General features: G+C 67.0%; 14 protein-coding genes. 8 read left to right on the top strand and 6 right to left on the bottom strand.

Annotated elements, in window-relative coordinates; all coding sequences use genetic code 11:
* Entirely contained in the window at positions 1-381 is a 381-nt protein-coding gene (locus tag KIP89_RS12360) for a winged helix-turn-helix transcriptional regulator (RefSeq protein WP_213755743.1), read from the bottom strand.
* Positions 382-530: 149 nt separating this feature from the next.
* Here KIP89_RS12360 and KIP89_RS12355 point away from each other — a divergent pair, with 149 nt between their 5' ends.
* A complete protein-coding gene (locus tag KIP89_RS12355) occupies positions 531-1,373 on the top strand; it encodes an SDR family oxidoreductase (RefSeq protein WP_213755742.1) in 843 nt (280 codons plus the stop codon).
* Positions 1,374-1,469: 96 nt separating this feature from the next.
* Here KIP89_RS12355 and KIP89_RS12350 read toward each other — a convergent pair whose 3' ends face one another.
* Positions 1,470-4,250 (bottom strand): Rne/Rng family ribonuclease, encoded by a 2,781-nt coding sequence (locus KIP89_RS12350; RefSeq protein WP_213755741.1) that lies wholly within the window; start codon positions 4,248-4,250, stop codon positions 1,470-1,472.
* A 749-nt stretch (positions 4,251-4,999) separates the two neighbouring features.
* Between KIP89_RS12350 and KIP89_RS12345 the strand changes: the two genes are divergently transcribed.
* Positions 5,000-6,319, top strand: coding sequence for an N-acetylmuramoyl-L-alanine amidase (locus KIP89_RS12345; RefSeq protein ID WP_213755740.1), 1,320 nt, complete (start codon positions 5,000-5,002; stop codon positions 6,317-6,319).
* A gap of 114 nt (positions 6,320-6,433) precedes the next feature.
* The gene (locus KIP89_RS12340; RefSeq protein WP_213755739.1) at positions 6,434-8,872 is read left to right on the top strand and encodes a penicillin-binding protein 1A; all 2,439 of its coding nucleotides are present in this window, start codon (positions 6,434-6,436) and stop codon (positions 8,870-8,872) included.
* Positions 8,873-8,899: 27 nt separating this feature from the next.
* Here the strand turns inward: KIP89_RS12340 and KIP89_RS12335 are convergent, their stop codons facing one another.
* Positions 8,900-9,517, bottom strand: a complete 618-nt coding sequence (locus KIP89_RS12335) for a glutathione S-transferase (RefSeq protein WP_213755738.1) — start codon at positions 9,515-9,517, stop codon at positions 8,900-8,902.
* A 156-nt stretch (positions 9,518-9,673) separates the two neighbouring features.
* Here KIP89_RS12335 and prfB point away from each other — a divergent pair, with 156 nt between their 5' ends.
* Complete coding sequence (gene prfB / locus KIP89_RS12330; RefSeq protein WP_213755737.1) at positions 9,674-10,804, top strand: peptide chain release factor 2; 1,131 nt, start codon at positions 9,674-9,676, stop codon at positions 10,802-10,804.
* Between the two features lie 47 nt (positions 10,805-10,851).
* Here the strand turns inward: prfB and bcp are convergent, their stop codons facing one another.
* Positions 10,852-11,319 carry a thioredoxin-dependent thiol peroxidase gene (bcp, locus tag KIP89_RS12325; RefSeq protein ID WP_213755736.1) on the bottom strand — a complete coding sequence of 156 codons (468 nt, stop codon included), beginning with the start codon at positions 11,317-11,319 and terminating at the stop codon, positions 10,852-10,854.
* 161 nt (positions 11,320-11,480) lie between these two features.
* On the opposite strand from bcp, the gene KIP89_RS12320 reads away from it, so the two are divergent.
* On the top strand, positions 11,481-15,014 hold the full coding sequence (locus KIP89_RS12320; RefSeq protein ID WP_213755735.1) for a YhdP family protein: 3,534 nt from the start codon (positions 11,481-11,483) through the stop codon (positions 15,012-15,014).
* Positions 15,015-15,142: 128 nt separating this feature from the next.
* On the opposite strand, the gene tyrS is transcribed toward KIP89_RS12320, so the two are convergent.
* A complete protein-coding gene (gene tyrS / locus KIP89_RS12315) occupies positions 15,143-16,399 on the bottom strand; it encodes a tyrosine--tRNA ligase (protein ID WP_213755734.1) in 1,257 nt (418 codons plus the stop codon).
* A gap of 86 nt (positions 16,400-16,485) precedes the next feature.
* Between tyrS and KIP89_RS12310 the strand changes: the two genes are divergently transcribed.
* Together KIP89_RS12310 and KIP89_RS12305 are read left to right on the top strand one after the other, a co-directional pair.
* The gene (locus KIP89_RS12310; RefSeq protein WP_213755733.1) at positions 16,486-17,640 is read left to right on the top strand and encodes an anhydro-N-acetylmuramic acid kinase; all 1,155 of its coding nucleotides are present in this window, start codon (positions 16,486-16,488) and stop codon (positions 17,638-17,640) included.
* A gap of 189 nt (positions 17,641-17,829) precedes the next feature.
* Positions 17,830-18,195 carry a hypothetical protein gene (locus KIP89_RS12305; protein WP_213755732.1) on the top strand — a complete coding sequence of 122 codons (366 nt, stop codon included), beginning with the start codon at positions 17,830-17,832 and terminating at the stop codon, positions 18,193-18,195.
* A gap of 75 nt (positions 18,196-18,270) precedes the next feature.
* Here KIP89_RS12305 and KIP89_RS12300 read toward each other — a convergent pair whose 3' ends face one another.
* Positions 18,271-18,936, bottom strand: coding sequence for an alpha/beta hydrolase (locus tag KIP89_RS12300; RefSeq protein WP_213755731.1), 666 nt, complete (start codon positions 18,934-18,936; stop codon positions 18,271-18,273).
* 341 nt (positions 18,937-19,277) lie between these two features.
* On the opposite strand from KIP89_RS12300, the gene KIP89_RS12295 reads away from it, so the two are divergent.
* Positions 19,278-20,447 carry a cysteine desulfurase family protein gene (locus tag KIP89_RS12295; RefSeq protein WP_213755730.1) on the top strand — a complete coding sequence of 390 codons (1,170 nt, stop codon included), beginning with the start codon at positions 19,278-19,280 and terminating at the stop codon, positions 20,445-20,447.
* Positions 20,448-20,484 lie beyond the last annotated feature (37 nt).

Genomic DNA, 20,484 nt, shown 5'->3' with positions numbered 1-20,484 from the left:
TCAGCGCGCCGCTGCCCCTGCGTCATAGGCCTGCTGGGCGGCCTGCACGGCGTCCATATGCGATTCGGCCCAGCGGGTAAGGGCCTCCACCGGCTCGCGCAGCGTCTGCGCCAGAGGGGTGAGGGCGTATTCGACGGTCACGGGAACGGTGGGATAGACGGTGCGGGTAACCAGCCCGTCGCGCTCCAGCTTCTTCAGCGTCTGCGAGAGCACCTTCTGCGAGATGCCCTTCACGTCCCGGCGCAGCTGATTGAAGCGCAACGGCCCGTCGGCCAGCCGCAGCATGAGCAGCAGCGCCCATTTGTCGGCGAGGCGGTCGAGCACCATGCGCGTCGGGCACTGGTCCTCATACACGTCGAAAGGAAAGGGGCCGGCGTCCATTCTGTGATCCCGCTCTGTGAGTCCGCCTGCCCGAGGCAGTTACCTCGTGGCTACCTTGTGACTTGAAAGTGCTCTCTTTTGCCGATCTTCGGCAGCGGATATGTATCCATTCGAAACATGGTTTCAAATGGATACTAAGGAGCATGAGGATGACAGGCAAGGTTCTCGTACTGGGCGCGACCGGCACGATCGGGCGTCCGCTGGTCAAGGCGCTGCTGGCCAAGGGAGCGGCGGTGAAGGCTGCCTCCCGTTCCGGCGGCCCGGTGGAGGGCGCGGAAGGCGTCGCGTTCGACTTCGCCGACCCCGCCACCTTCGGGCCGGCGCTTGAGGGTGCCGACCGGCTGTTCCTCATGCTGCCGACCGGCAACACCGCGATCACCGAATTGCTGATGCCGGTGGTCGAGGCGGCGGTGGCGCGGCGGGTGAAGGTGGTCTTCCTCAGCGTGCTCGGGGCCAATGCCGACGAGTCGATTCCCTATCGTCAGGTCGAACTGGCGCTTGAGCGTTCCGGCGTGCCCTATGTCGTGCTGCGCCCGAACTGGTTCGCCGATAATTTCCTGAACTTCTGGAAGCCCGGCATCGACCATGCCGGCGTCATTGCCGTGCCGGCGGGGGAGGGCAAGTCCAGCTTCATCGACACGCGCGACATCGCCGACAGCGCGGCGGCCGCCCTCACCAGCGACCGTTTCGACGGCGCGGCCTATGATCTGACGGGCCCGGAGGCGCTCGGCTATGACGCGGCGGCGGATATCCTCGCGGCGGCGCTCGGCAAGCCGGTGGCCTACCAGGCGGTGGACGATGCCACCTTCATCGGCATTCTCACCGGCGCCGGCGTGCCGGCGGACTATGCGGCGTTCCTCGCCTCCATCTTCTACCCGGTGCGGGAAGGCTGGACGGCGGTGGTGACCGGCGATGTCGAGCGGCTGACCGGCCATGCCCCGCGCACGCTCGCCGGCTGGGTGGCCGACAATGTGGCGGCGCTGAAGGCCTGAGCCGCGCGACACGACAAAAGAAAACGGCGCCGCGAGGCGCCGTTTTGCTGTTTGGGATGGGTCGTTGACCCGTCGGCTCACGCGCCGAAGAGGGGCTTACTCGCCGAAGATCTTGCGCTGCCACCAGCCGGTGCGGCGCGGGCGATCCGGGTCGGCGGGCGCTTCGGTTGGGGCCTCGGTCGCGGACGGGGCCGTTTCCACCGGGGCTGCCTCGACAGGAAAGGCCTCGACAGGAGAAACCTCAACCGGCGCCGCTTCCGCTGGCGCCGACTCGGCAGCCACGGACTCGGCAGGCGCGGGTTCCTGCGTCACGGCTTCCTGCACCACGGCCTCGGCCGTATCCGTCGCGACCGCCGGGGCGGCCTCGCGCACGGTGGAGCGACGGCGGCGCGGCTTGGGCGCGGCCTTCACTTCTTCGGCCTTCGGTTCCTCGACCGTCACGTCGGCTGTCGGGGCGACGGCCTCAGAGGCGGCAGCCTCGGGCGCGGCCTCGCCGGCTTCGGCATCACCCTTGCGGGTGCGGCGACCGCCACGGCGACCACGGCGCGGCTTGGCGTCTTCGGCGGGCGTCTCCTCGACGGCCGTCTGCTCGGCGGAGGCGGGCGCCACGCTGTCGCCGGCGGCTTCGGCGAGCTCGACAGCCTGAGCCGCCTCGTCACCGGCCACCGGCGCTTCGGCGGTCACGTCTGCGGTAGCGGCCATTTCGGCGGTGATCTCCGCCGGGGCATCCGGCACGGAAGCGTGGGAAGCGTCGCCGCCGGCCTCGCCATCCATGTCGCTGTCGTCATCCTCGAACTCGATGCCGGAGGTCTCGACGCCGCCCTCATCCTGGGTGCGGTTGCCGTTTTCCCCATTCTGGCCACCCCCGCGCCGCCGACGGCGCCGACGGCGACGGCGACGATTGCCTTCCCCGCCATCCGCCTCGCCATTCGCGGCGGCCGGTGCCGGGGCGCTCTCGCGCTCGACAACGCGGACTTCCTCGACTTCCTCTTCGGGTTCCTCGGCGATCTCGGGCTCGATCTCCTCCGGCTCCATTACGATCTCGGCCGGGCGCGGCAGCGGGATCGGGTTGAGCACCGCCTCGCCCTTGTCGATGGCGAAGGGCGTGAGGCCGGTCAGGGTCTGATCGGCGCTGATCGTGAGGAGGACGCCGAAACGCTCCTCCAGCTCGTGCAGATGCGCGCGCTTGTGGTTGAGCACATAGAGCGCGTTCTCGTTCCGGGTGCGGATGATGAGATTATGCGTGTTGGAACGCTGGAGAATGTCCTCGGCGGCGCGCAGCATCTGCAGCGCGACCGACGGCGAGGAGCGCACATGGCCGGTGCCGCCGCAATGCGGGCAGACCTCGGTGGAGCTTTCCAGCACGCCGGTGCGGATGCGCTGGCGGCTCATCTCCATCAGGCCGAAATGCGAGATGCGGCCGAGCTGGATGCGCGCGCGGTCGTTCTTCAGGCAGTCCTTGAGCTTGCGCTCGACCGCCCGATTGTTGCGCTTCTCGTCCATGTCGATGAAGTCGATCACGACGAGGCCGGCCAGATCGCGCAGGCGCAGCTGGCGGGCGACTTCCTCGGCCGCTTCGAGGTTGGTCTTGAGCGCGGTGTCCTCGATATTGTGCTCGCGGGTCGAACGGCCCGAGTTCACGTCGATCGAGACCAGCGCCTCGGTCGGGTTGATCACGAGATAGCCGCCGGACTTCAGCTGGACCTGCGGCAGGAACATCGCGTCGAGCTGGCTCTCCACCCCGAAGCGGGTGAAGATCGGCTGCAATTCCTTGTAGGGCTTCACATTCTTCGCATGGCTCGGCATGAGCATGCGCATGAAGTCCTTGGCCTCGCGATAACCCTCGTCGCCGGAGACCAGAACCTCGTCGATGTCCTTGTTGTAGAGATCGCGGATCGACCGCTTGATCAGCGAGCCTTCCTCATAGACCAGCGAGGGCGCGGTGGAGCCGAGGGTCAGCTCGCGCACATTTTCCCACAGGCGCAGCAGGTACTCGAAGTCGCGCTTGATCTCGGTCTTGGTGCGGTTCGCGCCGGCGGTGCGCAGGATGACGCCCATCCCCTCCGGCACGTCGAGATCGGAGGCGACTTCCTTGAGCCGCTTGCGGTCCTCGGCCGAGGTGATCTTGCGGGAAATGCCGCCGCCCCGCGCGGTGTTCGGCATCAGCACCGAATAGCGGCCGGCCAGCGACAGATAGGTGGTCAGCGCCGCCCCCTTGTTGCCGCGCTCCTCCTTGACGACCTGCACCAGCATGATCTGCCGGCGCTTGATGACTTCCTGGATCTTGTACTGGCGGGCACGCACGCGCGGGGTGCCCCGCTCCGGCACTTCTTCCATCGCGTCATCGGAGCCGACCTGCTCGACGACATCTTCCTCGCCGGCGATTTCCTCGACCTCGCCGGTGGGCTCGTCATCGGGGGAGGGGCGACGGCGCGAGCGGCCACGGGGCTTTTCGGCGGCGTCGTTGTCGCCATCCTCGCCGGACGCGGCCTCGGAGACCGTCTCGTCGCCACCGGCATCCTTGGCGGCACCACGACGGCGCACGCGGGTCGGCCGGTCCTCGTTCTCCGCCTCGGCTTCCTTGCGCTGCTGGCGCTCTTCCTCGTCGAGGAGGGCCTGCCGGTCGGCAACCGGGATCTGATAGTAATCGGGATGGATCTCGCTGAAGGCGAGGAAGCCATGCCGGTTGCCGCCATATTCGATGAAGGCGGCCTGAAGGGAAGGTTCTACCCGCGTTACCTTGGCGAGGTAGATGTTGCCGCGCAGCGGCTTGCGGTTGGCGGCCTCGAAGTCGAATTCCTCGACTCGGTTGCCGCGCACCACCACGACCCGAGTCTCCTCGGGGTGGGTGGCGTCGATGAGCATCTTGTTGGCCATTGAACTCTCATATGCGGCAACGGCAGCGGCGACGTCCCCTGGGACGCCGGACGGCTGGGGCCGTGCCAGTAAGCGCGGACCAAAAACAGGTCGCAGAAGGGGGAATAAGGAAGCGACGCCACATTCACGCGGCGCGGACGGCATGAGGACGACACGGCCCGGCGGATATGAGCGCGACGGAAAACACCGTCTGCCACCTGATCCGCACTTGCCGGCTGACGCGTCATCGTGTGCTGTCGTCCATTCCTCGACCGAACAGGGCAAGCCGCGATCGGGGCCGATCCGGCTCGAGGCACATGATCGCCTGCCCCGCGGACATGCGCGCAAATGAGCGCACGATCATCCTGCGGCCGGGACCCGGAAACGACGTCGGCACCAGCGATGCGAAGGCGCGCGGAAAATCTTCCGCTGTCAAAGCCACGCGCCCGCGAAGGGGCCCAATCATGACCGTGGACGGACATCCCGGTGAGGGACGCCCCGCCGTCGGACCGCGAAAGCCGGATGTCAAGCGAGCGACCCGGAATGCGAACCATATGCATGCCCTTAATAGCGGCATGCGTGCCGATTTGGCAAGGATCGTGTCCCATTTGCGTCCGGGCCGCGTTGCCGACCGGACACGCGCCGGGCAAGTCGGCACCCGGCTGGCAAGGAATGGTTAACCGTGGCTTCCTATTCGGATAGTAATCCGCTGGAAGGCGCAGGCGCGCGCCTTATCCCTCACACAGTCCTGCTGGAGGATCGCTGACGCGATGATGTGGCGAAACGCGATGATCGGGCTGGTTCTGTCGGCGGCGCTTCTGTGCGCCGGCGCGGGCATGCCTGTTCTCGCGCAGGCGACGGGCGGACCGGCTATCCCGGATGAGGTTGCGGGCGCCGAGCCGGCGGTCGCCACCGATGCGCGGCTGGCGGGCGACAAGGAACGTACCCGCCTCGTCATCGACCTCTCGCGCGCCGTGCCGCTGGGCGCCTTCACCCTGGCCGATCCCTACCGCGTCGTGATCGACGTGCCGGGCGTGGTGTTCGCCCTGCCGGCGAGTGCCGGGCGCGAGGGGCGGGGCCTGGTCAGCGCCTACCGCTTCGGCCTGTTCGCGCCGGGCAAAGCGCGTATCGTGATGGATGTCGCCGCGCCGGTGACGGTGGACAAGGCCTTCGTGCTGGAGCCGATGGACGGCCAGCCGGCGCGTCTTGTCATCGACCTCATCAAGACCGACCGCGCCACCTTCCTGAAAAGCGTCGCCGCGCCGGTGCGCCCCTCGCAGCAGCCGGAAATGCCGAAATCCGAAGCCGCCGCCGCCGGCGACCTCCGGCCGGTGATCGTGCTCGATCCGGGCCATGGCGGCATCGATTCCGGGGCGGTGAACGCGGCGCGCGGCGTGACCGAAAAGGATATCGTGCTCTCCATCGCCTCCCAGTTGCGCGACAAGCTGGAGAAAACCGGCAAGTACCGCGCCCTGCTGACCCGCGAGAGCGACACCTATGTCGCGCTGGGCCAGCGCGTGCGCTTTGCCCGCGAGAACAATGCGCGGCTGTTCATCTCGCTGCATGCCGATTCGCTGTCGGCCCGCGACGGCGATGCGCGCGGCGCCACCATCTATACGCTGTCCGACCGTGCCTCCGACGCCGAGGCGCAGCGTCTCGCTGATTCGGAAAACAAGGCGGACATGATCGCCGGGCTCGATCTTTCCGAGGAGCCGGCCGATGTCGCCGGCATCCTGTTCGATCTGGCGCAGCGCGAGACGCGCAACTTTTCCGCCCATTTTGCCCGCACGCTGGTGGGCAGCGTCGCGGAAACCGCGCGGATGCACAAGGCGCCGCTGAAATCGGCGGGTTTCAAGGTGCTGAAGGCGCCGGACGTCCCCTCGGTACTGTTCGAACTGGGCTATCTTTCCAGCACGAAGGATCTTGAGCTCATGACATCGGCGGACTGGCAGTCTAGTGTCACCGACGCCATGGTCTCGGCCATCAACGCCTATTTCGCGGCTCAGGGGCCGGCAGACGGGCCGGCCGTGGCAATGCCGGCCAGCATGGGTCGCCCGTCGGGCGACTCCGCCGCCGGCTCCACGCCCTGACTGGCCGCGATACGGCCATAGTTGCCCCGCACAGGGGGCGCGGGCGACGTCACATTATTGGACTCGTATCGCGCATGGCGCGGGCGATGTCCCAGCTTGAGGGGACACGGCCGCATGCGGCTGCTTCTGCGGTTCTTGGGCTTCCTGTTCGCCCTGGGCACGATTCTGTTCGTGGTCGGCGGCGCGGTCGCCGGCTATTTTGTCTGGAAGTTCTCCCAGGATCTGCCCGACTATTCCCAGCTGCAGAATTACGAGCCGCCGGTGATGACGCGCGTGCACGCGGCCGACGGCTCGCTGCTGGCCGAATATGCCAAGGAGCGCCGGCTCTATCTGCCGATCCAGAACATCCCCAAGCTCGTCCTCGACGCCTTCATCTCGGCCGAGGACAAGAATTTTTATTCGCATGGCGGCATCGATGTCACCGGCATTGGCCGCGCCGCCTATGCCTTCGCCCAGAATTACGGCTCGGGCCGGCGGCCGCAGGGCGCCTCGACCATCACCCAGCAGGTGGCCAAGAACTTCCTCCTGACCAATGAGGTCTCGTTCGACCGCAAGATCAAGGAAGCGCTGCTCGCCCTGCGCATCGAGCGCGCCTATTCCAAGGACAAGATCCTCGAACTGTATCTCAACGAGATCTATCTCGGCATCGGCTCCTATGGCGTCGCCGCCGCCTCGCTGCTCTATTTCGACAAGTCGGTCTCGGAACTGACCATTCCCGAGGCGGCCTATCTGGCCGCTCTGCCCAAGGGCCCGAACAATTATCACCCGTTCCGCCGTCACGAGGCCGCGGTCGAGCGCCGGAACTGGGTGATCGATCGCATGGCCGAGAACGGCTACATCACCGAGCAGCAGGCGACCGAGGCCAAGGCGACCGATCTCTCCGTCGTCGTGCGCCCGACCGGCGCGCACATCTTCTCCGCCGAATATTTCGCCGAGGAAGTTCGCCGCGAGATCTTCGAGCGTTATGGCGAGGACAAGCTCTATGGCGGCGGCCTCTCGGTGCGCACCACGCTCAACCCGAAGCTTCAGCAGATCGCCAAGGAGGCGCTGCTCGCCGGGCTGACGCGCTATGACGAGCAGCGCGGCTGGCACGGCGTCGTCAACCGCATCGATACCGGTGGGGACTGGGGCGCGCGCCTCGCCGATGTGCGCACCTATACCGACATCCCCTGGCGGCTTGCCGTGGTGCTCGAATCGGACGCGCAGGGCGCGCGCATCGGCCTCCAGCCGCAGCGCGACCGTTCCGGCGCGCTCTCCTCGCAGCGCGATGTCGGTATTGTGACCGCCGATGGCGCCAAATGGGCCGTGCGCGGCGCCAAGGGCGGCGTTGCCAGCATCCTGAAGCCCGGCGACGTGATCTATGTCGAACAGGTGCAGGGCAAGCCGGACCAGTGGCGCCTGCGCCAGCAGCCGCGCGTCGAGGGCGCGCTGGTGGCGATGGACCCGTGGACCGGCCGTGTGCTTGCCATGGCCGGCGGCTTCTCCTTCGATGAGAGCCAGTTCAACCGCGCGACGCAGGCGCAGCGCCAGCCGGGCTCCTCCTTCAAGCCCTTCGTCTACGCCGCCGCGATCGACAATGGCTACACGCCGTCGAGCATCGTCCTCGACGCGCCGTTCGAGCTGAACCAGGCCGGACAGGCGACGTGGCGGCCGGAAAACTATTCCGGCAAGTTCTACGGCCCGCAGACGCTGCGCTTCGGCCTCGAACAGTCGCGTAACGTGATGACGGTCCGCCTCGCCAATGACCTCGGCATGCCGATCATCGTCGATTACGCCAAGCGTTTCGGCATCGTCGACAACCTGCTGCCGGTGCTCTCCATGTCGCTCGGCGCCGGCGAGACCACGGTGATGCGGATGGCGGGCGGCTATTCGATCTTCGCCAATGGCGGCAAGCGGGTGAAGCCGACGCTGGTCGACCGCATCCAGGATCGCTACGGCAAGACCATCTACAAGCATGACGAGCGCGAGTGCCGCGGTTGCGATGCCGCCCAGTGGCAGGACCAGCCCGAGCCGACGCTGATCGACCGGCGCGAGCAGGTGCTCGACCCGATGACCGCCTATCAGCTGGTCGGGATGATGGAAGGCGTGGTGCAGCGCGGCACCGGCACGGCGCTGAAGGCTCTCGGCAAGCCGGTGGCGGGCAAGAGCGGCACCACCAATGAGGAGAAGGACGCCTGGTTCGTGGGCTTTACCCCGGACATGGTGGTGGCGGTCTATCTCGGCTTTGATACGCCCAAGCCGATGGGCAAGGGCTCGACGGGCGGCTTGATCGCCGCGCCTGTAGTGCGCGATTTCATGCAGATGGCGCTGGCGGACCGTCCGGCCGTGCCGTTCCGCGTGCCGCCGGGCATGAAGCTGATCCGCATCAACCCGAAGACCGGCCTGCGGGCCGGGCCGGGCGAGGGCTCGATTCTCGAAGCGTTCAAGCCCGGCACGGCGCCCCCGGACAGCTACTCGATCATCGGCGCGACCGATTCGTCGGGGCGCCCGGTGGGCGTCTCTCCGGAAGCGGATCGGGTGATCGGCGGCAGCGGGACGGGCGGCCTCTACTGAGGCGCGCCGGTCCTTTCGCGATGACCGTCAGCCCTCATGCGGGAAGGCGATGAAGGCCGGCAGCGCCTCGGCGCGCGCGGCCAGCCGCGCGATGGCCGGATAGGCGTCGGCGGGGACCTCGTCCGGCACCATATGGCGGATGAAGGTCCACGCCACCGCCGTGGAGACATCCGCCTGCATCGGTCGCTCACTGAGCAGCCAGCCCTCGGCTGGCGCGATCTCCGCGTCGAGCAGCCGGCAGGCGGCCGCGAGCTGGCCGGTGATGCGGGTGAGCCAGGGCTGATGACGCTTTTCCTCCGGGCGCAGCTCGCGCTCATAGACGATCTGCACCGCCTTTTCGCAGGCCGCCAGCGACAGGCCGATAATGCGCTGGCTGCGGGCATGGGCGGCGATATCCGCCGGCACCAGCGAGCGCGCCGGATCGGCCAGACGCTCGACATGGTCGAGGATGAGGGTGGAATCGATCAGCACAATGCCGTCATTGGTCACCAGCGTCGGCGCCTTCACCACCGGATTGATGGCGGCGAAGCGGTCGTAATGGCGAAACACCGACACCGCCTCATGAGTGAAGGGCAGGTCGAGCAGCCGAAGCGACACGGCGACGCGGCGCACATAGGGGGAATCAAGCATGCCGATGAGATGCATGGGGGACTTTCCTGGTTGATGCGGCAAGGCTAGCCGGGCCATACAACGACGCAAGTCCCGTCACGGCGGCGGGTGCTTTGCCGGCGGGGCGTTTACAGCCTCCGCCAACCTCTCTATTTTCCGCCGCCTTTCACGTCCTTTCGAGAGTGACCGATCATGCGCGCCGAGCTCGCCGCGAGCGTCGACGAAATCCGCGAAGCCGCCGTCCTGCTGCGGCAGCACATCGATTTCGACCGTTCCAAGGCCCGCCTCGCCGAGCTCAATGCTCTCGCCGAGGACCCCAATCTGTGGAACGACCCCGAGCGCGCGCAGAAGCTGATGCAGGAGCGCGGCACGCTGGAGGATGGGCTTAATTCGCTGGAGCGGATCGAGCGCGAGCTGAATGACAATGTCGAGCTGATCGAGCTGGGCGAAATGGAAGGCGATGAGGGCATCGTCGCCGAGGCCGCGACCGCGCTGGCCAAGCTGAAGGCCGAAGTCGCCCGCCGCCAGCTCGAGGCCTTGCTGTCGGGCGAGGCCGACGCCAATGACAGCTATCTCGAAGTCCATGCCGGCGCCGGCGGCACCGACAGTCAGGACTGGGCCCTGATGCTGCTTCGCATGTACACGCGCTGGGCGGAGCGGCGCGGCTTCAAGGTCGAGCTGATCGAAGAATCGGCGGGTGAGACCGCCGGCCTCAAATCGGCGACCATTCTGGTGAAGGGCCACAATGCCTATGGCTGGCTGAAGACCGAGGGCGGCGTGCACCGTCTGGTGCGCATCTCGCCCTTCGATTCGAACGCGCGGCGCCAGACCTCGTTCTCCTCCGTCGATGTCTATCCGGTGATCGACGACCGGATCGTGGTCGACATCAAGGAAAGCGATCTGCGCATCGACACGATGCGGTCGGGCGGCGCGGGCGGCCAGCACGTGAACAAGACCGAATCGGCGGTGCGCTTCACCCATATTCCGACCGGCATCGCCGTGGTGGCGCAGGGCGATCGCTCGCAGCACAAGAATCGCGCCACGGCGTGGGAAATGCTGCGCGCCAAGCTCTATGAGATGGAACTGAAGAAGCGCGAGGCGCAGGCCGCCGCCGATCAGGCCGCCAAGACCGATATCGGCTGGGGCCACCAGATCCGATCCTATGTGCTCCAGCCCTATCAGCTGGTGAAGGACCTGCGCACCGGCGTCACCTCCGGTACGCCGCAGGAGGTGCTGGACGGCGATCTCGATCCCTTCATGGAAGCGGCGCTCGCCCAGCGCGCCTATGGCGGCGGGCCGTCGAGCATCGACGACGTCGACTGACGCAAAACGGGAGCCGCTTCAGGCTCCCGCCGACCGTGTCTCGTCGATCAAAGCGCCTTGGCGGCGGCGAGCACCTCCTCGGCGTGGCCGGCCACCTTCACCTTTGGCCAGACCTGCGCGATCTTGCCGGCGGCGTCGATCAGCACCGTGGTGCGCTCGACGCCCATGTACTTCTTGCCGTACATCGACTTTTCCGCCCATACGCCATAGGCTTCGAGCATTCCATGCTCCTCGTCCCCGGCGAGCGGGAAGGTGAGGCCTTCCTTGGCGCGGAATTTCGCCAGCGCCTTGGCCGGGTCGGGCGAGATGCCGACAACCGTCGTGCCGGCCGAGTCGAACGCGCTTTTCAGCCGGTTGAAATCGTGCGCCTCCACCGTGCAGCCGGACGTGCCGGCCTTTGGATAGAAATAGAGCACCAGCTTGCGGCCTTGGCAGCCGGTGAGGCTGACCGTTTCTCCCGTATCGGAAACGAGACTGAAGTCGGGAGCGGGCATGCCAGGAGCAAGGGTCGTCATCTGCCTTCCTTTCGTCGGCTTTTGCGGCGATTTCCGCAGGGCTTCCTGACTTTTACGCGTCGGCGGTGGCCGCAGATCGGGCGGCCGACAAGTTGCAGACAGGATGTCGCGATAGAGCCTATGCGCAGGCATTATACCGCGATTGGAGATTCGGTCGGTAGATGAACGAGACGACGACGCGCAAGGGCGGCGAGGGCCGCGCGGGGCCGGGCAAGCGCCCGCGCCTGCGCCGCCTTCCGAAAGTATGCGAGGTGCCGCCCTCGCGTCGGCGTCGGCGATGGCTGACCGTCTGCGGCTGGTCCGTCGGCAGCGTCTTCGGCGGCACGCTGCTGATGGCGGGGCTGGTCTATGCCTTCTTCCTGTTCGGCGTGCTCACCATCGACATGGCCCGGCCTTATGTGGAGCGCGCGCTCGAAGCGCGTCTCGCGCCGGGCCAGACGGTGCAGATCGGCGCGATCACGGGCGACCGGGCCGCGGATGGCGGCATGCTGCTGCGTGCCAGCGATATCGTGGTGCGCGATGCCGCCGGCGAAATCATCGCGACCGCTCCGCAAGCCGAAGTCGAGATGCAGGACACCCTGCTGCCCTGGTTGATGCGACCGCAGCGGGTCGATCTTGTCGGCGTCACGGTCACGGTGCGAATCGACCCGCAGGGCACCGTCGCCATTTCCACCGAGGGAGCAAAGCCGCTGCAGGCGCCGCTCGCGCCTGTCGCCGTGAAAGACCCCTCGGCCGCGCCCGCCTCGAACGAGGCGTCATCGGCCCCGGCCGAGGCGACGGCGGACGGCACGCCGCTTCTTCCGCTGCGCATCCCGGCGCTTGCCGCCATTGCCAAGGGGTTCGATCAGGGTGGCCTTGACGGCGGCGCGCTCAGCCAGCTTGGCCTCAAGGACGGCACGCTCATCGTGCGCAGCGAGGCGAGCGGGCGCCAGTGGACGTTCAACGATATCGACCTCAGCGTCTCCAGCCCGGAGACCGGGGGCATGGCCTTTGACCTGAAGTCGGGCGGCACGGATGGGCCGTGGTCGGCGCGCGCCGCGATCGGCCCGCTCGCGGATGGCCGCCGGACGGTGAGCGTCGGTGTGCGCGATCTCGCGCCGCGCGATCTGCTGATCGCCGCCGGCAAGGCCGGGGATGACATTCATGCCACCTCGCCGCTGTCGGTCGATTTCTCCGCCGATATCGACCCGACCGGTCTGGTGCTGGCCAGCACCGGGCGGCTTGTGGCCGGGGCGGGCGAGTTCCAGATGGGGGCGGACGTCGCCGGCCGGATGATGCTCGACGAGGTGACGATCGCCTTCCGTTTCGATCCCGCCGCGAAAGTCGTGATGATCGACACGCTGGCCGCCCATGCCGGGCCGTTCATGATGGATATCGCCGCGCGGCTGTCGGTTCCCGACACCGCCGAGGGCCGCTGGACGCTTGAGGCCACCCGCTCGACCGCGAGTTTCGGCGGTGGTGGGCGCTATGCCGACAAGGATCCGCCCTTTGTGCTCGACAATAACCAGCTGGCGCTGTCCTACGATCCCGCGGCGAAGCGGATCGCGATCGACAAGGGTGTGCTGCGCGGCGCGCAGGGCGGTATCGATCTGTCCGGCGGGCTCGAACTGTCCGGTGAGGAGCCGGCTCTCGGCCTGAACATGTCGGCAACGCCGATGTCCGCCACGTCGCTCAAGCGCATGTGGCCGCTGGTCGCCGCGCCGGAAGTGCGGCAATGGGTCTATGACAATATGATCTCCGGCGAGGTCCAGTCGGCCAAGATCTCATTCCTGGCGCCCCTGTCGTCCATCGGCAACAAGCAGAAGCCGCTGCCAAACGATGCCGTGGATATCCTTATCTCCGGCACCAATGGCATCTTCCAGCCGGTTCCGAACATGCCCGCCGTGCGCGGTGCCGACATTCTGGTGCACGGGAAGGGCCGCTCGGCCCAGGTGACGGCGACCAAGGGCTACATGGAAAGCCCGGCGGGGCGTCGTCTCAATCTGCCGCAGGGCGTGTTCGATGTGCCCAACACCATCATGGACAAGCCGGCGGCCAAGGTGCAGTTCTCGCTCGAGGGATCTGCCGCGGCGGCGGTCGAACTCATCGGCCTGTCGCCGCTTCCGGTGCCGCCCGAGGAGAGGCTTGATCCCACGGCGGTCAAGGGCGACATCGCCGGCTCGGCTCAGGTCAACATCCGCCTGTCGGAAAATATCCAGCCTGCCGACGTGGACTATGCCTTCGATGCCAGCCTGACCGGCTTCGGCCTCGACAATATCCTCATGGGCCAGAAGCTTGAGGACGCCTCGGTCAAGGTCTTCGTCACTCCGGCGGCGGCGGTACTGCGCGGTGACGGCAAGATCGGCGGGGCGCCCGCCAGTTTCGAATATACCCGCCCGACCCAGGGCAACGCCACCTTCACCCTTGCCGCCAATCTCGACGACGCGGCCCGCACTAGGCTCGCCCTCGACCTCGGCGGCCTGTCCGGGAACGTCGGCGTCAAGCTCACCGGCTCGATCGGACCCAAGACAAAGTCGATCGAGGTCGATCTCGATCTCACCGGTGCCCGGCTCGCCGAACTCGTTCCCGGCTGGTCGAAGCCGATTGGCAAGGCGGCACGCCTGACCGCCGATGCGACGCTGACCGCCAAGGGCACAAGGCTCGACAATCTCGTGGTCACCGGGCAGGGCGTCAACATACGCGGCACCGTGGAACTCGACTCCAAGGCGGCCTTCATCAGCGCCAACCTGCCGACCTTCCAGCTTTCCGACGGCGACAATGCCAGCGTGAAGGCGGAGACCGCCGACGGGGCGATGAAGATCACCGTCCGCGGCGAGGTGATCGAGGCGCGTGCCTTCCTCAAGAGCCTGCTCGAAGCCCCTGTTGCCGGACGCCAGAACGAAAAGCCGGCCGATGTCGATCTCGACGTCAATCTCGGCGTGGTGGTCGGCAATAATGGCGAGACCATGCGTCAGGCCGTGCTGAAGCTGTCGCGCCGCAATGGCGACCTGCGGGCCTTCTCGCTCGGCGCGCTGGTCGGCCGCGATGGCGGGGTAAAGGGCGAGCTGGTTGCCCGCGACCGGGGGCGGCCCTTGCTGCGGGTCACGACCACCGATGCCGGCGCGCTGCTGCGCTTCATCAATCTCTACCCGCGCATCTATGGCGGCGATTTGTGGATCGAGGTCGACGCGCCGCGCGGCGATGGGGCGGCGCAGGCCGGCGTCGTCAATATGCGCGACTTCATCATTCGCGGGGAAACCGGCCTCGACCGCCTGATCGCCGCCGCGCCGGCCGCGCAGCGCGACGGCAAGCTCTCCCCGGGCTCGGCCATCGTCTTTCGCAAGCTGCAGGTGGACTTCGTGCGCACGGCGGAAGTGCTGGACATCAAGGACGGCGCCATATGGGGCCCGTCCATCGGCTCGACCTTCGACGGCAATCTGGATTTCGCCGCCGACCGGATCTCGGTGCGCGGCACCTATGTGCCCGCCTACGGGCTGAACAATCTGTTCAGCCGCGTGCCGGTGCTCGGCTTCTTCCTCGGCGGCGGACCCAATGAGGGGCTGGTGGGCGTGACTTATGAGATTGTCGGCCCGTTGTCGGGTCCGACATTGCGCATCAACCCGATCTCGGCGGTCGCGCCGGGCTTTCTGCGCAAGATCTTCGAGTTCCGCCAGGCCCCCGACCCGACGCCTCCGGCGACGATCCCGACGCGGTAGGCGTTCGCGCGGCCGCCCGGATCGCGAAGCGTCATCCCGGCCGTAGCGACGCGCAGAGCCGGGATCGCTGCTTAAGGGGCACGATCCCGGATCGGTCCTGCGGCCGTCCGGGATGACGCCCGCAGGGCTCAGACCGGCTTCAGCAGGACGTGCTTCTTCTTGCCGAAGGACAGCTTGATGACGCCCTCAGGGGTGAGGTCGCGCGGGGTCAATATCGCCTTGTCGTCGGTGACGGTGACATCGTTCACCTTGAGGCCGCCGCCCCTGATCTGCCGGCGCGCCTCGCCATTGGAGGCGACCAGCCCGGTCTTCTCGGAAAAGGCGGCGAGCACGCCGATGCCGGCTTCCAGTTCGCCCATCGACACCTCGACCGTGGGCAGATCGCCGGAGATGGCGCCTTCCTCGAAGGTCTTGCGTGCGGTCTCCGCCGCCGCGTCCGCCGCCGCGCGACCGTGCAGGATGGCGGTGACCTCGGTGGCGAGGATCTTCTTGACCTCGTTGATCTCGGAACCCGCCAGCGTCGACAGGCGCGCGATCTCGTCCATCGGCAGCGTGGTGTAGAGCTTGAGGAAGCGCGACACGTCGGCATCCTCGGTGTTGCGCCAGTACTGCCAGAACTCGTAAGGGCCGAGCATGTCCGCGTTCAGCCACACCGCGCCGGACAGCGACTTGCCCATCTTGGCGCCGGACGAGGTGGTGAGCAGCGGCGAGGTGAGGGCGTAGAGTTGCGGCGTGCCCATGCGGTGGCCGAGATCGATGCCGTTGACGATGTTGCCCCACTGGTCGGAGCCGCCCATCTGCAGGCGCACGCCGTACCGCTTGTTCAGCTCGACGAAGTCGTAGGCCTGCAGGATCATGTAGTTGAATTCGAGGAAGGACAGCGACTGCTCGCGGTCGAGCCGGGTCTTCACGCTGTCGAAGGACAGCATGCGGTTGACCGAGAAATGCCGGCCGACATCGCGCAGGAATTCGAGATAGTTGAGATCGCGCAGCCAGTCGGCATTGTTGATCATCAGCGCATCGCGCGGACCAGCCCCGTAAGAGAGGTAGTTGGCGAATACCCGCTTGATCGAGGCGATATTGGACTCGATGGTGTCGACCGTCATCAACTGACGCGCATCGTCCTTGAAGGACGGATCACCGACCATGCCGGTGCCGCCGCCCATCAGCGAGACCGGACGGTGGCCGGTGGCCTGCATCCAGTGCAGCATCATGATCTGGATCAGGCCGCCCGCGTGCAGGCTGGGCGCGGTCGGGTCGAAGCCGATATAGGCGGTCACGGTTTCCGTCGCGAACAGCGCATCAAGGCCCGCCTCATCCGAAATCTGATGGATGAAGCCGCGTTCATCGAGTGTGCGGAGGAAATCGGAACGAAACTTGGTCATGACAGGCCTGCCGGCATCAACGCGATCTTAGGAACGGGCGGGTGATTTAACAGCTTCGCGCAGCGAAAGCACCCCGAGGAAACCATATGGACCGGCCGTTGAAGGCGATTGGGCTGATGAGCGGCACCTCGCTCGACGGCATCGACGTGGCGCTGATCGAGACCGATGGCGAGAGCGTCGCCTCGTTTGGGCCGGGGCGGACCTATGTGTACGAACAGGCGTTCCGCGACCTGCTGGTCCGGGCGATCGCCGATGCGCGCGAGATGACCGACCGCAACGCCCGGCCGGGCGTCCTCGCCCGCGTGGAGCGGCTCTCGACCGAGCGCCACGGGCAGGCGCTGGCGAGCTTTTTCAAGGAGTTCCCGGCTTACCGCGATGTCGACGTCATCGGCTATCACGGCCAGACCGTGCTGCACCGGCCGGAGATCCGGCTGACCGTGCAGCTTGGCGATGGTCCGGCGCTGGCGCGTGCGGTGCAGGGGATGACGACCGGGGAGGGGGCGACGCTGGTCTATGACATGCGCGCCGCCGATGTCGCGGCCGGTGGGCAGGGGGCGCCGCTGGTGCCGGTCTATCACCGGGCGCTGGCGCGTGGGCTCGGGCCGCCCAAGCCGTTGCTGGTGCTCAATCTCGGCGGGGTGGCGAACGTCACCTATGTCGACGGGATGAGCGATCCGATCGCCTGCGACACCGGACCGGCCAATGCGCTGGTCGACGATTTCATCAAGGCCCGCACCGATCTGCCCTTCGACGAGGACGGTCTGATCGCCAGTTGGGGCAAAGTGGACGAAGCGGCCGTCGCGCGGCTGATGACCCATCCGTTCTTCCACCGGCCGCCGCCGAAATCGCTCGACCGCAATGATTTCCGCGCCTGGGTCAATGAGCATGCCGGGCTGGACGCCATGAGCACGGCGGATGGGGCGGCGACGCTGACCGCCTTGAGCGCGGCGAGCGTGGACGCGGTGTTGCCGTTCCTGCCGGCACGGCCCACCCGTCTGATCGTCGCTGGCGGCGGCGCGCATAATGCGACGCTGCTGCGCATGCTGAGCGTTCGCACCGGCATCGAGACGGTGGCGGCGGACAAGGTCGGCTGGTCGATCGACGACATGGAGGCGCAGGCCTTCGCCTTCCTCGCGGTGCGCGCGCTGAAAGGCCTGCCGCTGAGCTTTCCGTCCACCACCGGCGTGGCGCATCCGCTCACGGGTGGCGTCGTCCTGCGGCCGGGCATGCAGCGAATCTGAACGGTTAATTCAGAAAAACTAAATCCACGTGCAGAATGTCGCAGTATTCCTTAAACGCAATGGTGCGTTGCGCAAACATATGATGCAGCGCACAATATTTTGCGTATCTTGAGGGCTCCCGGAAGTCCGGCTCGCCAGGCAGGCAGCTTCTGAATCAACAGGCCTGGACAGAAACTTGGAGCAATCGAGATGCGCAGCCTCTCTCGTGACATTCTGCCCTTGGCCGTTGCGGCCGGGCTTCTCGCCGTCGCCATCATCGCCCCCGTCCGCGCGTCGGAGAAGGCGGGCATTCGTCCGGCGACCGCCCAGACCATCAATATCGGCTACATCCGTGGCGTCGCCTACTACACCCCGCGGCCGGACGGCTATCATGTCGTCGCGACGCTGAGCGTCGGCGGCGGTGCGCCGATCCGTGTTGCCGCGACGCTGCAGCCGGAACAGGCCGTGAGCTTCTCCGTGCCCGGCGCGGAAGGTACCGCTGCCAGCCTCGTCGAGATCGCCCGCCGCGGCGAGGACGTGGTGGTGACCAACCCGTCCCGCCTCGTGCTCAACTGAGCGACCGGCCGTCGTAAAGAAAAAGCCCGGCAGAGATGCCGGGCTTTTTGTTTGGGGGCTATCGGCGCCAGTGGTTCAGGCGGCGCCGGTCTTCTTGGCGGTCTCCGGCAGGCGCCGGTCGAGATAGCCGCCGATCACCTCCATCAGATCCTCGGTCTTGCCGTCGAAGAAATGGTTGGCGTCGGCCACGGTCTGCTGCTCGATGATGATGCCCTTCTGCGTCTTCAGCTTCTCCACAAGGCCGGTGACGGCGGAGAAGGGCACGACCGCGTCCTTGTCGCCATGCACGAACAGGCCGGAGGAGGGGCAGGGCGCGAGGAACGAGAAATCATAGAGATTGGCGGGTGCGGCGATGGAGATGAAGCCTTCCACCTCCGGGCGGCGCATCAGCAATTGCATGCCGATCCAGGCGCCGAAGGAGAAGCCGGCGATCCAGCAGGCCCGCGCATCCGGGTTGATCGACTGGGCCCAGTCCAGAGCGGCGGCGGCATCCGCGAGTTCGCCCTGGCCGTGATCGAACGAGCCCTGGCTGCGTCCGACGCCGCGGAAATTGAAGCGCAGCGTGGAGAAGCCACGGTTCACGAACTGGTAGTAGAGGTTGTAGACGACCGGATTGTTCATCGTGCCCCCGAATTGCGGGTGCGGATGCAGGATGATGGCAATCGGCGCATGACGGGTTTTGGCGGGCTGGTAGCGGCCTTCTAGCCGCCCCTTCTCGCCGGTAAAGATGACCTCAGGCATGAAGTTCAGTGACCTTGGGATGCGGTGCCGGGAATCAGTTGTCCGTCGGAGGGAGGCGTCCGGTTGGCTGCCCGCCGTCCTGCAGGACCGCTTTCTACCGCAGGCGCCTTGACGACACGGGGTGTGAGCCCTAACTTATTAGAATAATTCTAATGTTCTACGTCGGGTTGCGCGGCAAGCATCTACAACCTGTAGAGCCAAGACATCCCTTCGAAGATGACGGACGCCAACCTATGAAGGACGCGGCCTTAATTTGCAAGCATTTCGCGCAGAAAGCGCGGGCGGATCGGGCGACGCCAACCTATATAGTGCCGTAGCTTGAGACTGCCAGCACGGACATCATGACCGAACGAACCTATCTCGACCATAACGCCACCTCGCCGGTGCGGCCTGAGGCCCGGCAGGCTCTGCTCGACGCGCTGGCCGCGACGGGCAATGGCTCCTCCGTGCATAGCGAGGGGCGGGCCTCCCGCGCGGCGATGGAGACGGCGCGGCTGCGCGTGGCGGCCTTGCTGGGCGCGGACCCGCGCGGCGTCGTCTTCACGGCGGGCGGCACCGAGGCCGATACGCTGGCGCTGACGCCGGATTATCGCCACGGCGAGGAAAAGCTCTCTTTCGACGTCCTGCTCACCAGCGCGGTGGAGCATGCGGCGGTGCTGCGCGGCCATCGTTTCCGGGCGGATCAGCTCGATATCCTGCCGGTGGATGCGCGGGGCCGGGTGCGGCTCGACGAGGTCGATGCGGCTCTGGAGCGCCATGCGGCGGCCGGGCGGCGCGTCTTCGCCTCGGTGATGCTGGCGAATAACGAAACCGGCGTGATCCAGCCGGTGGCGGAGATCGCCCGACGGGTGCATGCGCGAGGCGGATTGCTCCACACCGATGCGGTGCAGGCGGCGGGCCGCATTCCGATTTCTCTGCCGGCGCTCGGAGCGGACCTGACCTCGCTCTCGGCCCACAAGCTCGGCGGCGCGCCGGGGTCGGGTGCGCTGGTCATGGCCGATCCCGATCTTCGCCCTGCGCCGGTATTCGCCGGCGGCGGACAGGAGCGGGGGCTGCGGGCCGGCAGCGAGAATGTGCCGGCGGTTCTTGCCTTCGGAGCCGCGGCCGAGCGCGCCGGCGCGAGCGTGGAGAGCGAACAAACCCGCATCCATGCCTTGCGCGAACGGCTTGAAGACGCTCTAAGGTGCGAGTTCCCCGAGCTCGTTCTGCTCGTCGGTGATGTTGATCGCCTGCCCAATACCTCGTGCCTGTCGCTTCCGGGCGTGCCGGCCGAAACGATCGTGATCGCGCTCGATCTCGCCGGCCTTGCGGTGAGTGCCGGCGCGGCTTGCTCCTCGGGCAAGGTGGCGGCATCGCATGTGCTGACCGCGATGGGCGTGCCCGAGCGGATCGCGCGGTCCGCCTTCCGGCTGTCCTTCGGATGGTCGAGCGGGGAAGAGGATGTTGACCGGGCGCTCGGCGTAATTCGCCGGGTGTTGCCGGGTCTTTTGCGTCGTCGCGCCGCGGCGTGATGGAGAAGGGCGCCACGTCCGCGTGGCGCGGTCGTGC

The organism is Ancylobacter radicis, assembly GCF_018449475.1.
Classification (GTDB): Bacteria; Pseudomonadota; Alphaproteobacteria; order Rhizobiales; family Xanthobacteraceae; genus Ancylobacter; species Ancylobacter radicis.
The sequence above is the reverse complement of the archived record's forward strand: the minus strand, read 5'-3'. Positions and strand labels throughout refer to the sequence as shown.